This is a genomic window from Aliiroseovarius sp. F20344 (assembly GCF_023016155.1).
Classification (GTDB): domain Bacteria; phylum Pseudomonadota; class Alphaproteobacteria; order Rhodobacterales; family Rhodobacteraceae; genus Aliiroseovarius.
In genome coordinates this window covers 1-14,954 of the sequence record NZ_JALKBG010000009.1, presented here as the reverse complement: position 1 = coordinate 14,954, position 14,954 = coordinate 1, and the positions used below count along the sequence as shown (strand labels likewise).

The window sequence follows — 14,954 nt, the reverse complement described above, 5'->3', positions numbered from 1 at the left end:
AAGGACAGATGATGACACGCAAACTTCTGATTTCGACGGCCCTTTTGGCCGCACTGCCGGGGCTGGCCTTCGCGGAAGGCGAAGCTGCAGCACATACCGGCTTTATCCTGACTTCGGTCCTGTTCCTTCTAGGCGGTATTCTGGTCTTCTGGATGGCCGCTGGTTTCGCCATGCTGGAAGCTGGTCTTGTGCGGTCCAAGAACGTGACCATGCAGTTGACCAAGAACATCGCGCTCTTTTCCATCGCGGCGATCATGTACTGGCTGGCTGGTTACGGCATTATGTATCCCGGCGACTGGCTGATCGAAGGCTGGCTGGGACCGTTCTTCGCCGTAACCTCGCTTGATCCAGTTGGCGTTGCCGCGGAAGCCGTGGACGTGGGCTATGCCTCGGGCGCATCGGACTTCTTCTTCCAGCTGATGTTCTGTGCCACGACTGCCTCGATCGTATCTGGTACGCTGGCTGAGCGTATCAAACTGTGGCCATTCCTGGCCTTTGTGGTTGTCCTGACCGGCTTCATCTATCCCATTGAGGCAAGCTGGCAGTGGGGCGGCGGCTGGTTGTCGGAAGCTGGCTTCTCGGATTTCGCTGGTTCGACACTGGTGCACGCTGCGGGTGGCTTCGCTGCACTGGCTGGTGTCCTGATCTTGGGGCCGCGTATCGGCAAGTATAAAGACGGCCGCACGATCCCGATGCCGGGTTCGAACCTGCCGCTGGCAACTCTGGGTACGTTCATCCTGTGGCTGGGTTGGTTCGGCTTCAACGGCGGCTCGCAGCTGGCCATGGGCACGATCAGCGACGTCTCGGACGTGGCACGTATCTTTGCCAACACCAACATGGCCGCTGCCGCAGGTGCTGTTGTTGCGATGATCATGACCCAAGTGATGTTCAAAAAGGTCGACCTTACGATGACCCTGAACGGCGCACTGGCTGGTCTGGTCTCGATCACCGCCGAGCCTCTGGCACCCTCGCTGTTCCAAGCGCTGATCATCGGTGGCATCGGCGGCGCGATCGTGGTCTTCGTTGTTCCGCTGTTGGATCGCCTGAAGATCGACGACGTGGTTGGTGCCATCCCGGTTCACCTGGTTGCAGGCTTCTGGGGCACGTTCATCGTGGCGTGGACGAACGCGGACGCCAGCTTTGGCACCCAGATCATGGGCTTCTTGGCAATCGGTATCTTTGTCTTCGTCGTAAGCTATATCTTCTTCGCGATCATCAAGGCCACCATGGGCCTGCGTGTCAGCGAAGAGGAAGAGGTGAACGGGCTGGACATGGCCGAGCTGGGCATGGAAGCCTACCCGGAATTCACCAACGGGTAAGAAGTGAACGGGGGGCAAACCCCCGACACGCTGGCCGCGCAAATGCCAAGGCCAACAGGGTGGAAAAGGGGGCTGGAAGGTCCCCTTTTCTTTTTCTACACTCGGTTGATTGAGGGCGCGATGCGTCATGGAATTGACAAGAGGTTGTCTAATATGACCGAGGCAGATTTCGCAGGCTTGATCGATTGCAGATTTCCCTACAATGATCACGACGTGTCTATTGCGCTGATGGATCATGCAAACGCAATCTCGTCGAACGCAGCCTTCATGGTGCTCGAAGAGATAGCTCGTCCTGTAGTTTCTGCAGAGGTTTCCAAAGAGACTAGGTTAGAGTTGATCCAAGAATGGAGAGAGCGGACCAATCACCCGTTGGTTTCTTCAATGGCTAAAGTGGCACGAGCAATGGTGCATGACAAACTCTGCTCGGTTGAGGATGCACTGATACAGATGGATCAGATATCATGCTTCGAAGGCAACTTTGCGGCGCTCAACATTGTGTATTTTTCTTGCGATGACGTTGATGGATCTGTTGACCAAGCGAACAGAAAGATCCGGTCCGAGTGGGAATCGTGATCTAAGTTCGATGTTTCTTTGCTGTGAAATGCTAGCTCGGAATAGCTGCCCTTAGCACAGTCGGCGGGAAAGTTTGTTCAAGGGGATCAGCCGGGACGTTTCTGCGTAGACGGGTCTCCGCCGCCCTTCCGGCACCATTGAGTGGTCCCCAAATCACGTCAACGAAAGGTTGTGCCGCTTCGTCTCTGTGGTGATAAGTGGGGGCACCCTGTTTTCTCACCACAGAAGATCTATTTACCTGATGTCGATACTAAAGAAGTTTGTTTCTAAAAGCTTGGATGCCATCTCGTCGGCTGGGACCGCTTTCTTCACTGCACCCGATAGCGCCTTTTCACGCACGGTCGCAGGCAATCAAACGATCGAAGACGGGCTGCAGGAGATTGTTGCCCATTTTCAGCCACTCCTGCCCAAGCACTACAAGGATGGGATAACCACAGTGGTGAAGGTCGAGGCCTGCGGGCATGTGTTCACCTATCACTATGTGGTTGATACCGATTGGACAGGACCTTTGCTGGACGAGCATATCGAGGCTACGACCCGCGGAAATTGCAATCCCAAAGGGGGTGTCTGGCCTTACATCAAAAAAGGTGCCCATATTGAGCACTCGTACACAAATCGGAACGGTCAATTTATGGGTAGCTTTGGTGTGACATTGGCTGATTGCAGCAAGTGCCGCGACACATGAACCATTCTGAGGTGATGTTTCAGATTTATATCGACGGACTGCTCATTGGTCATTCCGAATTAGAGAATGGCGATCCTCCAATGGGGTGTGCCGAAGGCAATTTCTTTCCGAGCGCAGGTTTTGAGCAGTTTGTATCTAACAAACTACCTGAAAACGATCAGGACACCGCCGTGAAGCGATGGATTGGATTGTCCGCGATCACACCGGGCGGCGAACAAATTGAGTGTTTAGATGTGGTTCTTTTTGAGTATGACTACGGATCAGAAAAGGAGTTTCTGGTAGATGTAATTGCGATTAGCTATCCACTCTATGAAACTCTATTTCCGGGTCGATATGCGGCCTATGAAGCCAGCTTCAAATAGGTCGGGGCTTACACCCCAACCTTCGCAATCGCTTCTGCTAAGATCGGCACGGTCTCTTCGTTCAGGCCCGCGATGTTCATGCGCGAGTCTCCGACCATATAGATGCCGTGATCCACGCGCAGGGCCTCGACCTGTTCGGGCGTGGCGCCGAGGCGCGAGAACATGCCGCGGTGGTCGGCGATGAAACCGAAGCGGTCGGATCCGGTGCGGGCGCGCAACTCGCCAGCCAGCTTTTCACGCAGACCCAGCATGCCGGTGCGAACCTCTTCCAGTTCGGCCATCCAGTCAGCTTTCAGGCCCTCGTCCTCAAGGATCATTGTCACCAAACGGGCACCGTGATCGGGGGGGAAGCTGAAGTTCTGACGGTTCAGGTGGGTCAGGTTCTGCTGGGTGATACCTGCCTGTTCAGCGTTTTCCGAGATGCCAACCAATAGCCCGGTACGTTCGCGATAGATGCCGAAGTTTTTCGAGCAGCTCGCCGCGATCAGTGCTTCTGGCACGGCTTGCGCGATCAGGCGCACGCCCGCGGCGTCTTCCTCAAGCCCGTCGCCAAAGCCCTGATAGGCGATGTCGATCAGTGGGGTCGCACCTTTTTCGACGATCAGCGCGGCGACCTCTTTCCACTGGGGCAGGGTCAGGTTGGCGCCGGTCGGGTTGTGACAGCAACCGTGCAGCAGCACTGCGTCGCCCGCCTTGATGCCCTTCAGATCTTCCATCATCCCGTCGAAATCAACCGCGCGGCTTTCGTTGTCGAAATAGCGGTATTCGGCCATCTTCATCTCAAGATGTTTGATGATCGAGGGGTGGTTCGGCCAGGTGGGCGCCGACAGCCAGATCGTGGCGTCAGGCGAGGCCATCTTGATCAGTTCGACTGCTTGGTGGATCGCACCGGTGCCGCCGGGTTGGGCGGCCATCGACAGGCGGTCCGAAGGCACAGCATCACCCAGCACAAGCTTGGTCAATGCGTTGCCATAGGCCGGATCGCCGGCCAGACCGGTATAGGATTTGGTGCTTTCAACGTCCCACAGAACCTTTTCGGCGGCCTTCACAGCGCGCATCACTGGGGTGACGCCCTGGGCGTTCTTATAAACGCCAACGCCAAGGTCGATTTTGCCTTCGCGCGGGTCTTCGCGATACTGCTGCATCAGCGCCATGATTTTGTCTTTGGGCTGGGCTTTCAGGTTGGTGAACATCGTCTACTCTCCGGTTTCGACTTTCAGGTCGGAATACATGCCCCATTCGGACCAACTGCCGTCATAGACCGCATGGCGGTCATGGCCCATGCGCTCCAGCGCCAAGGCAAGGATGGCGGCTGTCACGCCCGAGCCGCAGCTGAGGATCGCGGGCTTTTTCAGATCGACTTTCGCGGCTTCGAATAAGGCGCGCATTTCGTCTGGTGATTTCATGGTGCCATCTGCGTTCAGAAGGTTTCCGAATGGCAGATTTTTTGAGTTCGGGATGTGGCCAGAGCGCAGTCCCTCGCGGGGTTCTTCCACCTCGCCCCGGAAACGCTCGGCCCCGCGGGCATCAATGATCTCGTAATCGCCAAGTTTCGAGGCCGCAGCCACCTGCGTCACGTCTTTGATCATTTGGGCCTGACGGCTGACCGTCATATGGCGATCGCGGATGACGGGCGGCATGTCTTCGATTGGGTGGCCTTCGGCCTGCCATTTCGGCAGCCCACCATCCAATACGGCGATATCTTTGTGGCCCATCAGGCGGAACATCCACCAAACGCGTGCAGCGGAAAACAGCCCCATGCCATCGTAGACAACGATTTGGTGGCCATCGCCCACGCCCATGGCGCGCACGCGGGACATGAACTTTTCCACCGGAGGCATCATATGCGGCAGGTCCGAGCGCAGGTCGGCGATTTCATCAATGTCGAAATAGCGTGCACCGGGGATGTGGGCCGCGTCGTATTCGGCCTTCGCGTTCCGGCCCATGTCCGGCATGTACCAACTGGCATCAAGGATGCGCAGATCCGGGTCTTTCAGATGTTTCGCCAGCCAATCGGTCGATACCAGCGTTTTCGGGTCGCTATGCGGCATGGCTTGCCCTCCGGTCAGTGTCGTTTACTGACTAGTCCTCGATGGTCGGATAGGCAAGGGAATGCGTCGTTTTAACCAAGAAAAAGGGGAAGGCCTAAGCCTTCCCCGCCACTCGCTAAAAAAGTCTTTGGTGCTTATTTCGCCAGCATGTTGCGCACAACGCCTACCACAGCAAGCAACACGCCTCCGCCTACACCACCCGAAGCCACTTGGCCCAAGATGGATGCAATGTCCAAACCACCGGCACCGGCTGCATCAGCAACACCGCCAGCACCAAGCATCGACAGAAGCGATCCGCCAATACCACCACCAGCAATACCTGCGATCGAGTTGATCAGAGTGCCTTGGTTCAAGTTTTTCAAAAGGCCACCAGCAACGTTGCCGCCAACTGCGCCCGAAACGAGATTAATAAGAAGAGATTCCATTTGCGTCCCTTTCAAGTTCAGGGCAGTTGCCCCGAATTTTCCATTGGGCGAATGGAACCATGAGCCGGCGTGGCCAGTTAAGGGGAAAAACGGTGTGAAAGTGCCGGTAACTTTTGCTTAACGCGGTGTGCCGACCCGGCGCAGGGCAGTATCCAGAGCCTGCCGAAACCGCGCACGATCCGCTTTCGAGAAGGGTTTCCCACCACCTTGGCGAAAGGGATCCGCCGCCCGCAAATCCGTCATCAGGTCGCGCATAGCAAGCTGTTCACGCACATTGGCCTGAGTGAACCGCTCGCCATTGTGGCGGATCACCTCGGCACCGGATTCTACGCATTTTGCGGCCAGTGGGATATCTCCTGTGACCACGACGTCGTCGGGGCCTACACGATCAGCGATCCACATATCGGCCGCGTCGGGACCGTCAGGGACATAGATCATCTCGACCAATGGGTTGGGCGATGGGCGTAACCCGCCATTTGACACCACGTACATGGTTGCCTTGTGGCGGGTGGCGACCGCTTCAGCCTCGGCCTTCACCGGGCAGGCGTCTGCGTCGATATAGACAGCCATGAAAGGTCAGGACCACAGCGCTTCGGCATGGAAGCTCACGTGGTCTTCCATGAAGGTCGAGACGAAGAAATAGCTGTGGTCATAGCCCGGCTGCATGCGGAAAGTGGCTTCTTGACGGCGCGTGGCAATGGCTTCGGCCAGAGTTTCGGGCTTCAAAAGGTCCACAAATTGATCCTTGGTTCCTGTATCGATCAGCATCGGTCCGTCAAACCCAGTGGTCTTCATCAGCAGAGACGCGTCATGGGCTTCCCACTTCGAGGTGTCGTCGCCAAGATAGGCGCTAAGCTGTTTCTTACCCCAGTCCGAACCAGTTGGATTGCAAATGGGTGAAAAAGCCGAGACCGAGCGGAAGCGTTCCGGCAGGCTCATCGCGATTGTCAGCGCGCCGTGGCCCCCCATCGAATGGCCAGTGATGCCCTGACGTTCTGCATCCAGTGCGAAGTGGTTGAAGACGAGGTCTGGAAGGTCCTCGGTCACGTAGTCCCACATTTGGAAATGTGGGGCCCAGGGGTCTTGGGTGGCGTTTACATAGAAACCCGCCCCCTGACCAAGGTCATAGGCTTCGTCATCCGCAACGCCTTCGCCACGCGGGCTTGTGTCAGGGAAGATCAGCGCGATGCCCTGTTCCGCGGCCCAAGCCTGTGCCCCTGCTTTGGTCATCGCGTTCTCGTGCGTGCAGGTCAGGCCAGACAGATACCACAACACCGGAACCGGACCATCTTGCGCCTCGTTCGGCTGGAAAAGACCAAAGGTCATATCGGTGCCAGTCGCGTCAGAGGTATGTTTGTAAACACCCTGCGTGCCGCCGAAACAGGCGTTTTCCGAAATCACTTCCATGGTGGTCTCCTTCGTTAGGTTTGAACTGACCTAACTAGAGCCGAGGCGAGATGGCAATGGGGAAAGCGCGGATGGCAAACGCGATCATCGCCCCTGCCCAAAGCGTTCCCCCTGCGTGGTAGAAGGGTACTGGGTCGCCCGTCCAATCGGCGATGACGCGTAGGGCGGCGCCCAGATGCAGGGCAATCAAGATCAGGGTGTCGAAACGAGTGGCCTCGATCGGGCGGCCCGAATGGCCCAATAGCGCGCGCAGCATGACGATCACGGTCATGGACCCAACTGCCCCTGCACCCAATGCATGATGTGCCTGCCCGATGGTGGCAAACGCGCTTAAGCAGGCTGCCGCAAGAAGAGCTGTGGAAATGATCAGCCAGAGGTAGGCCATATGAAGTGCAAAAAGCAGGGGCTCTGCCCGAACCGCCCAACCTGACCAGCGTGACAAGCGCAGGGCAAGGGATAGGCTGGCTGCGGCGGCGCTTAGACCGGTCACCAAGCTGTCTCCCGTCACGATCCAGATGACGGCGGTTGCTACGGTTAAGCCAAGGGCTGCCTTATCGACCGGGCCGAATTCTGCGGGCAGGCGAGTTGCCCCGCGTTTCTTCAGCCAGTTGCGGCTGAAGGCCGGGGTCACACGACCGCCGATATGTACAATCAGGATCAGCGCAAGGGCAAAGCCAGCGCTCAGGCCTATGTCGCGGTCGTGCCAAAGGAACAGCGCTTGCGACACGGCGAAGCCGAAGATCACAGCCCCCACCACGTAGTTGCGCTTGTTGCCAGCCGCGATCAGCTCGCGCAGGGCAAGGGCGGCTGTGAGGGGCAGAAAGGCCATGGTGATCAGCTGTGAAGGCAGGGCGTCTGGGGCGACGAACATACCGACGCGGCCAGCCAGCCAAAGTGCAAACAGGGTTGCCAGTACGGCTGGGGGCAGGGTCGGGCGCCCGGTCCAGTTGGGGATCGCGGTAAACAGAAACCCTGCCAATGCAGCGGGAAGATAGCCCCAAAGCATTTCGTGCTGGTGCCAGAGCATTGGGTCATTGTTTGGCGACGTTGCCCCTGCAAAGCTCATGATCCAAAGCGGAATTGCGACCCCAGCAAACAAGAGCGCAGCTGGGAAAAACACACGATACGCTCCGGTTAAAATAATCATGATGTTACCCACGCGATGATGGCGGACACTGTGAAAATCGACAGGCTTGTCGAAAGAAGGATTGCTGACGAAACACGCTGCGGTGCTACACCATAGTGCTGTGCAAGCATGTAAACATTCCCAGCGACGGGCAGACCTGCGGCGGCGATCATGACGCCGGCCATGAAAGGTTCAACATCGAAGACCATGAAGGCCAATACGCCGACCGCCAACGGGTGCAAGACAAGTTTGGCAAAGCTAAGCCAACCTGCGACTGACACCCGTTCGGCTGATTTTGTGGCAAGTGACGCGCCAATGGCAAACAGCGCGCAGGGGGTTGAGGCACCTGCTAGAAGATCAAGAAAGCGGCTGATCGGCTCGGCCAGTGACACGCCGGTTGCCGACCACGCGAACCCAAGCGCCATCGAAACGATCATCGGGTTCGAGATCAGCCCTTTCCCAACAGTTCCCAAGACCGCCGGGCTGAGCCGTCCATCGCGGGTGCCTGTGATGATGATCACGATAAGGCTGCTGAATAGAAACAGGTCGATGGCGAGGACCAGCATGACAGCGGGAATTGCGGCCTCGCCCAACAAGAGGGCAAGCATTGGCACGCCCAGAAAACCCGTGTTGCCGATCACGGCGCATTGCGCCTCGACCGCGGCTTCCTGGGCGCCGCGTTTGCGTATCAAAGCGACGACTGTAGCAAGGATATAGACTGCCAATCCACCCAACGCATAGGCCCAGATGAAAGGCCAATTGATCACGTCCGCCAGCGACAGACTGGCCGAGAACCGGAACAGCATAGCCGACAGCGCAAAGTAAAAAACAAATCGGGTGAGATAGGCGGTCGCCTCGGGTGGAAAGAAACCACGCGCCGCAGCGCCATAGCCCAATCCGATCAGGGCAAAGAAGGGCAGAGTTTGCAACAGCACGTCGATCATGTGCCAAGCCCTAGCACGCAAGATTTCGCTTGGCTATGCGGCGGTTAGACCGACGGCGCATCCTCAAGAAGTTCGACTTCGATAAAGGCGCATTCAAAATCATTTCCGTTGATCACGTCATGTTCGACACCGGCCTTGCGATCATACGGGACACCGTTCTGAAGCTTTGCCTCGACACGCGTACCATCGGGTTGATCGATCTCTAGAACGCCATCGAACATCGGGATCACCAGATAGTCGAAGGCGTGCTTATGCCACCCCGTGTTGTCGCCACGTTTGGCAAAGCGCCACTCTGTGACACGCATCCGGCTGTTCTCTAGCAGAATTTTACCCGTAGCTGTTCCGTTGGCTTCGCACATGTTCGGCTCCTTCTTGCAAAAGAGCATGAAAGCAGGCGTCGCCCAGCCATATCGCCAGTGGTGGGAACCTATCGACCCAGTCTAACCACCGCCGATAATGGCGCCAGCTGCAAAGACCAGCGCGCCGCCGACCACGACCTGAAGAGTCGCGCGCATGAACGGGGTCTGCATAAACCGGTTTTGAATCCAGACAATCGCCCAAAGCTCTACGAAGACAACAAGGATCGCGATGGTCGTGGCGGTCCAGAAATCGGTGATCAGATAGGGCAGGGCGTGCCCCAGTCCGCCCAGTGTGGTCATGATGCCCGAGGCAAAGCCGCGTTTGACCGGGCTGCCGCGCCCTGACAGCTCTCCGTCATCCGAGGCCGCTTCCGTGAATCCCATGGAAATCCCGGCGCCTACGCTGGCAGCAAGGCCTACCAGAAAAGTGGTGTGCGTGTCTTGCGTGGCGAAAGCGGTCGCAAAGATCGGCGCGAGTGTGGACACTGATCCATCCATCAGTCCCGCCAACCCTGGCTGCACCCATGTCAGGATGAATTGACGGTGGGCAGCGTCGTCTTCTGTTTCGCGCGTGGCATCGTCTAGATGCTTTGCTTCAAGATCGCCCGCCGTATGAGCGTGGTCCGCTTCGGCGGCGGCCAGATCGCCCAAAAGCTTACGGGTGTTTGCATCCGACGTACGATCGGCAGCTTTGCGATAGAACTGCTCGGCCTGACGCTCCATCTCGCGCGCTTCACCTCGAATGGTTTCAAGGCCAAGATTTTCGACAAGCCAGACCGGGCGACGCGCATAGAACCCCGCCACATGTTCGCGCCGGATTAGGGGGATCACATCCCCAAACCGCGCCTGATGCGCTTCGATCAAAAGGCGGCGATGCTCGTCCTCTTCCTCGGCCATGCCGTCGAATACCTTTGCGGACGAGGGAAACTCCTCACGAAGGTGTTCAGCATACTGCCGGTAAATCCGCGCATCGTCTTCTTCGTTCGAGATCGCGAGTGCGAGGATTTCTTGTTCCGACAGGTCCGAGAAACGGCGGCGGTGCAGAGTGGCGGACAGCATTGAAAGCTCCTGAATTAGAATGGTTCTAATTTATGGCTTTCGGACGGGAAGGCAAGCTTACATTCTGTCGCGCCTGAAATAAAAAAGGGGGCCTTGGCCCCCTCAGACCACTGACAAACCCCGCTCATTTGAGCGGGGTTTTCTTTTTTGGTGATCTGGCAGGAGTTGATTTGGCGAGATAAACGGTTGCCCAGCCCCTCATGCGGGGCTGGTTGTGGTCGTTTGGTCCATGACCATTGCGATTTTCTTGATGTTCTGGGCGGTTGCGGCGAGGAGGCATTGCCATTTGACACCGGTGAGCCCTCGATAGCGGGCGTATCGGTGTCCGAAGAGTTGTTTGGCATCGGCGAAGGATCGCTCGACGGTTTCCTTTCGCCGGTCGTAGATGCGCTTGCCCCAGTCTGTTTTCCTGTGAGCATCCACACGCTCTCGGGCATCGGCCCAGACATGGCGGGTGAGGGTTTTCTGTGCTTTGGCGTTCTTGGTGCAAGAAGACAGGAGCGGGCACTCGCGACATTTCTCTGGATCCGAATGATAGTAGCGATAGCCACCCCGACCGGTTGTCGAGTATGGCAGCTCTTGCCCATTTGGACAGCGATAGACGTCTGCCTTCGGATCATATTCGAACTGTCGTTTGCGCAACGTGTTCTTCGGACCAGCAGGCCGGAGATACGCTGTGACGCCCAGAATGCCGCGCTCCTCCAAACCCTGTGCAATGGGTGCATTGGCATATCCCGCATCCAGTCCGACCGCCTTCACATCCAAATCGAAGCGACGCCGCTGCCGATCCAGCCGCTCGATATAAGGGATGCTGTCATGCACATTGCCAGCTTTGACATGGGTGTCGGTGATGATGCTGTGCTTGCTGTCTACAGTTCGGTGATCGAGATAGAAGAACCCCTTGGGCTTGCCGTCCCTCACCATATAGCCCGCATCGGGATCGGTGCGGCTCACGCGCGTTTCCTTGATCTCCGCCTCACGTGGCTTGGGCTTTAGCGGCTTCTTGCCATGTGCTATCCGATCGGCCGAGATTGCCGCATCCAGATCATCCCAATAGGCAGCTCTGGATTTCGCCACCATCTCGGAATCGAACTTGCTCTTGTTGGCCGAGGCTTTGAGATGGGTGCTGTCCGTATAGAGCACTGTCCCATCTGCAAGACCTAACTCAATGGCCTGTTCCACAATGTGATCGAAGATCTGCTGGGCGATGTCTGTGCCATCAAAGCGACGACGCCGGTTCTGGCTGAAGGTCGAGGCATCAAACACCTTGTCCGTCAGACGCAACCCTAGGAACCAGCGATAGGCCACATTCACCTCGATCTCGCGCATCAACTGGCGCTCTGATCGGATGCCAAACAGGTAGCCGATGAACAATGCCTTGAACAAGGTCTCCGGCGCGATCGGCGGCCTACCATTGTCGAGGCAGTAAAGCCCCTCAGTCAGTTCGCGGATGAAGCTATAATCAATCGCTGCTTCCACTTTGCGCAACAAGTGATCGGCGGGCACCAGGCTTTCAAGCGTGACCATCTCAAGCTCGGTCTGGCGGGCTGTTAGTCTCTTCAACATTATAAGATTGAATCAGCACAAAGGCGGCGGATCAAGGGGAGATTCAGAGAACGTTGAAGGGTGGCGGGGCCGCATGAGGTGAGCACAGATGTGTTAGAACCCAACGTCCGCTCTAGCGGATGTTATCAGCTTGATACCAATAGAAACCGGCAGTTATCAGATCACTCGGTTCTCTAGAACCCAGAGCTGCATCAGCCATTCTCCTCAACGCCAATTTCAGATTATCCTGATCGCCCAACCTGGCTGCAATCCTCGTCAGCGTACTATAAGTCGTAACCGACCTATCTCCAACCAACTGCTCACCTCGTAAAACATCTTTTGTGGTTTCTTTTACCCAAGAAAGCTGCTCTTCCGCCCCACCAGAAAGCAGCAAGTCCTGCGCATGCTGCGCCTTCACATAAGCTAGTTCTTCTCTCGTAAGAACAGCGCTTGCGGCATTAAACAATTCATCCAAGGCTTCGAGTGGAATTTCATGGGTTAGCATGTCGTTCCAAGCGAATACGGGTTGTTCAATGTCATCCATCATTTGGATCGTTGCGTCGACCCCACCCTGACGCGCCGACAGGGTTGCGAACTCGCGCCTCGCTTGCGCCTTAAGCCCCGAACTTCCCCAAAAAATGGCGCCGCTTACAAGGCCTACACCTAAGTATTCTTGATCGTTTTGTGGGAAGTCTTCTTCCGCACGGACCAGACTCTCACGAGTTTCGGATTCATCAGCGCCGGCGGCCATAAGTGCACGCACTGCATTGAGATGTGGGAACACCGGAAAGTTCGAAGGCGCTGTTTGAGCTTGATCTGCAACCGCGCGCGCCAATCGCAACGCAAACTCTTCCAGCCCAAGATCCGCAGCGAGGGAAACGATGCGTTCCATCCTATCCAAGTCGGGGCGACGATCTGCTGTGGAATACTCATTGAACGCTCTTTCCAAGTAGTCGGCAGCGCGGATCAAATCTGTTTCTGCCGAAGCCGCGGTCAGAAGAATGTGGGGCCTATTTCCGCCTGCCTTGTGGTAAAGATGCATCCCTTCCTGTGGACCAATGAGCCGCAAAAGGTCTTCTGATAGGTTTATGTGAGGATTTTTAGCTTGTGGGAGATTGCCTAATAACTCGATCACACGAGTCTGGTTTCCGAGTGCTGCGTACAACTCCGCCGCATAGATAAGGTGGCTTATTCGAGCGCGCTCTGTTTCTTCTGTAGCAAACCTGGCAATGCGTTCTGCAATCTCAGAAACGATTTCAAGCGTTCTCTTATCAGGTTTCAACGTCGGGCTGATCAACGGGCCGTATGGCTTTCTCCCAAGCAAATCGAGTGCGCTGATCCAAAGAACACCCGCGTCTGTAGATGGTGTTTGGTCTATCGCGGTCTCTAAGCTGTTACCCTTGCGAATTTGGGCGGCTATCCTGTGACTGGCAAGCCTGCGATTTGCGGATGCTTCTATGTTCTTTGGTGGTCGCTCTTTTTCACTCAGGATTCGCAGTTCCAGCGCGAAAGCATCTTCTATACGATCCATCTGGGCCAACATGTCGACTTCACGCATATGTGGCGGAAGAGAACGAGCACTCGCTACGCGATCCAACCCCAAATCTGTTATACATTGCGCAGAGGTTTCGTTCTTGCATGTCGAAAATTTGTTGTATTCATCGCGGTCTGAAAAACTGAACAGGAAAAAAAGTACTAGAAGCGTTCCCGCCACCATTATTGAAGGGAGATATCGGAGAGTGATCTTAAGCATTCGGAACTCAAACCTGAATTAGTTATCAAGATCCTAGGGCAAAAATGCTAGCAAGGTAAACTTGCACAAGCTACCCATAGCTAACCGAATGAAAATTGAAGAATAAGGCGCACATCTGATTTTCAGCAAAAAAGAAGGTCGGGCCGCGAAAACGCAAGCCCGACCTTTGTCAGCGGTCTGAGGGGGCCTTGGCCCCCTTTTGTGATTGCTTTGTTGATGGTTAGAATTCCACCACGGCGCGGATGCTTTCGCCTTTGTGCATCAGGTCAAACCCTTCGTTGATCTGATCAAGGCTCAGCTTGTGAGTGATCATCGGATCGATCTCGATTTTGCCGTCCATGTACCAGTCGACGATTTTGGGCACGTCCGTCCGACCCGACGCGCCACCAAAGGCCGTGCCACGCCAGACGCGGCCGGTGACCAGTTGGAAGGGGCGGGTCGAGATCTCGGCACCTGCAGGCGCGACGCCGATGATGATCGATTCCCCCCAGCCCTTGTGGGCGCATTCCAGCGCTTGCCGCATCACGTTCACATTGCCGGTCGCATCAAAGCTGTAATCCGCGCCACCGCCCGTCAGTTCAACCAGATGGGCCACCATGTCGCCATCCACCTTCGAGGGGTTCACGAAATCGGTCATGCCAAAGTGGCGCCCCATTTCTTCTTTGCTGTCATTCAGGTCCACACCCACGATCTGATCCGCACCGGCCATCCGCAGGCCCTGGATCACGTTCAGGCCAATGCCGCCCAGACCGAAGACCACAGCGGTCGACCCGATCTCAACCTTGGCGGTGTTGATCACCGCGCCAATGCCGGTTGTGACGCCACAGCCGATGTAGCAGATCTTATCAAACGGTGCGTCCTTGCGGACCTTAGCCAGCGCAATCTCGGGCACCACGGTGTGATTGGCGAAGGTCGAGCAGCCCATGTAGTGGTGGATCGGCGTGCCATCCAGCATCGAGAAACGGGTCGAGCCATCGGGCAGCAAGCCTGCACCCTGCGTTGACCGGATCGACTGGCAGAGGTTGGTTTTCGGGTTCAGGCAATAGTCGCATTCACGACATTCTGGGGTGTAGAGCGGGATCACGTGATCGCCGACTTCGAGTGAGGTCACACCTTCGCCCACTTCAATCACGACGCCTGCGCCTTCGTGGCCCAGAATGGCCGGGAAGATCCCCTCGGGATCGTCGCCAGAACGGGTGAATTCGTCGGTGTGACACAGGCCGGTGGCCTTGATCTCAACCAAAACCTCGCCGGCACGCGGGCCTTCAAGGTTCACTTCCATAATCTCAAGTGGTTTTCCGGCCTCTACGGCAACGGCGGCTCGCGTGCGCATGGGATTCCTCCTA

General features: G+C 56.6%; 16 protein-coding genes. 4 read left to right on the top strand and 12 right to left on the bottom strand.

The features are described 5' to 3' along the window. Positions 1-8 precede the first annotated feature (8 nt). From amt to MWU55_RS16085, 4 genes are all read left to right on the top strand, one after another. Entirely contained in the window at positions 9-1,319 is a 1,311-nt protein-coding gene (gene amt / locus MWU55_RS16100; RefSeq protein WP_246938011.1) for an ammonium transporter, read from the top strand. A 153-nt stretch (positions 1,320-1,472) separates the two neighbouring features. Beyond that, positions 1,473-1,892: a hypothetical protein gene (locus MWU55_RS16095; RefSeq protein ID WP_246938009.1), complete on the top strand. Its 420-nt coding sequence runs from the start codon at positions 1,473-1,475 to the stop codon at positions 1,890-1,892. A gap of 241 nt (positions 1,893-2,133) precedes the next feature. After that, positions 2,134-2,577: a hypothetical protein gene (locus MWU55_RS16090; protein ID WP_246938007.1), complete on the top strand. Its 444-nt coding sequence runs from the start codon at positions 2,134-2,136 to the stop codon at positions 2,575-2,577. Next, positions 2,574-2,939, top strand: a complete 366-nt coding sequence (locus MWU55_RS16085) for a hypothetical protein (RefSeq protein ID WP_246938005.1) — start codon at positions 2,574-2,576, stop codon at positions 2,937-2,939. The genes MWU55_RS16090 and MWU55_RS16085 overlap by 4 nt, the downstream gene beginning before the upstream one ends. Before the next feature lie 8 nt (positions 2,940-2,947). Here MWU55_RS16085 and MWU55_RS16080 read toward each other — a convergent pair whose 3' ends face one another. The 12 genes from MWU55_RS16080 to MWU55_RS16025 all read right to left on the bottom strand — a co-directional run bounded on the left by MWU55_RS16080 (position 2,948) and on the right by MWU55_RS16025 (position 14,941). Then, positions 2,948-4,132, bottom strand: coding sequence for an amino acid aminotransferase (locus MWU55_RS16080; RefSeq protein ID WP_246938003.1), 1,185 nt, complete (start codon positions 4,130-4,132; stop codon positions 2,948-2,950). A gap of 3 nt (positions 4,133-4,135) precedes the next feature. Beyond that, positions 4,136-4,990 carry a 3-mercaptopyruvate sulfurtransferase gene (gene sseA, locus MWU55_RS16075; protein WP_246938001.1) on the bottom strand — a complete coding sequence of 285 codons (855 nt, stop codon included), beginning with the start codon at positions 4,988-4,990 and terminating at the stop codon, positions 4,136-4,138. Between the two features lie 134 nt (positions 4,991-5,124). After that, positions 5,125-5,415 carry a hypothetical protein gene (locus tag MWU55_RS16070; RefSeq protein ID WP_246937999.1) on the bottom strand — a complete coding sequence of 97 codons (291 nt, stop codon included), beginning with the start codon at positions 5,413-5,415 and terminating at the stop codon, positions 5,125-5,127. Positions 5,416-5,532: 117 nt separating this feature from the next. Next, positions 5,533-5,985, bottom strand: a complete 453-nt coding sequence (locus MWU55_RS16065; protein WP_246937997.1) for a YaiI/YqxD family protein — start codon at positions 5,983-5,985, stop codon at positions 5,533-5,535. Between the two features lie 6 nt (positions 5,986-5,991). Further along, positions 5,992-6,822 (bottom strand): S-formylglutathione hydrolase, encoded by an 831-nt coding sequence (gene fghA / locus MWU55_RS16060; protein WP_246937995.1) that lies wholly within the window; start codon positions 6,820-6,822, stop codon positions 5,992-5,994. 34 nt (positions 6,823-6,856) lie between these two features. After that, a complete protein-coding gene (locus tag MWU55_RS16055; protein WP_246937993.1) occupies positions 6,857-7,969 on the bottom strand; it encodes an NnrS family protein in 1,113 nt (370 codons plus the stop codon). After that, positions 7,966-8,892, bottom strand: a complete 927-nt coding sequence (locus MWU55_RS16050; protein WP_246937991.1) for an AEC family transporter — start codon at positions 8,890-8,892, stop codon at positions 7,966-7,968. Before MWU55_RS16050 ends, MWU55_RS16055 begins: the two co-directional genes overlap by 4 nt. 44 nt (positions 8,893-8,936) lie before the next feature. After that, entirely contained in the window at positions 8,937-9,251 is a 315-nt protein-coding gene (locus MWU55_RS16045; RefSeq protein WP_246937989.1) for a cupin domain-containing protein, read from the bottom strand. Between the two features lie 81 nt (positions 9,252-9,332). Next, positions 9,333-10,310 carry an iron exporter MbfA gene (gene mbfA, locus MWU55_RS16040; RefSeq protein WP_246937987.1) on the bottom strand — a complete coding sequence of 326 codons (978 nt, stop codon included), beginning with the start codon at positions 10,308-10,310 and terminating at the stop codon, positions 9,333-9,335. A gap of 198 nt (positions 10,311-10,508) precedes the next feature. Continuing rightward, complete coding sequence (locus MWU55_RS16035) at positions 10,509-11,876, bottom strand: IS1182 family transposase (RefSeq protein WP_246937985.1); 1,368 nt, start codon at positions 11,874-11,876, stop codon at positions 10,509-10,511. 112 nt (positions 11,877-11,988) lie between these two features. Continuing rightward, positions 11,989-13,608, bottom strand: a complete 1,620-nt coding sequence (locus MWU55_RS16030; protein WP_246937983.1) for a hypothetical protein — start codon at positions 13,606-13,608, stop codon at positions 11,989-11,991. Between the two features lie 220 nt (positions 13,609-13,828). After that, entirely contained in the window at positions 13,829-14,941 is a 1,113-nt protein-coding gene (locus MWU55_RS16025) for an S-(hydroxymethyl)glutathione dehydrogenase/class III alcohol dehydrogenase (protein ID WP_246937981.1), read from the bottom strand. Positions 14,942-14,954: the final 13 nt, after the last annotated feature.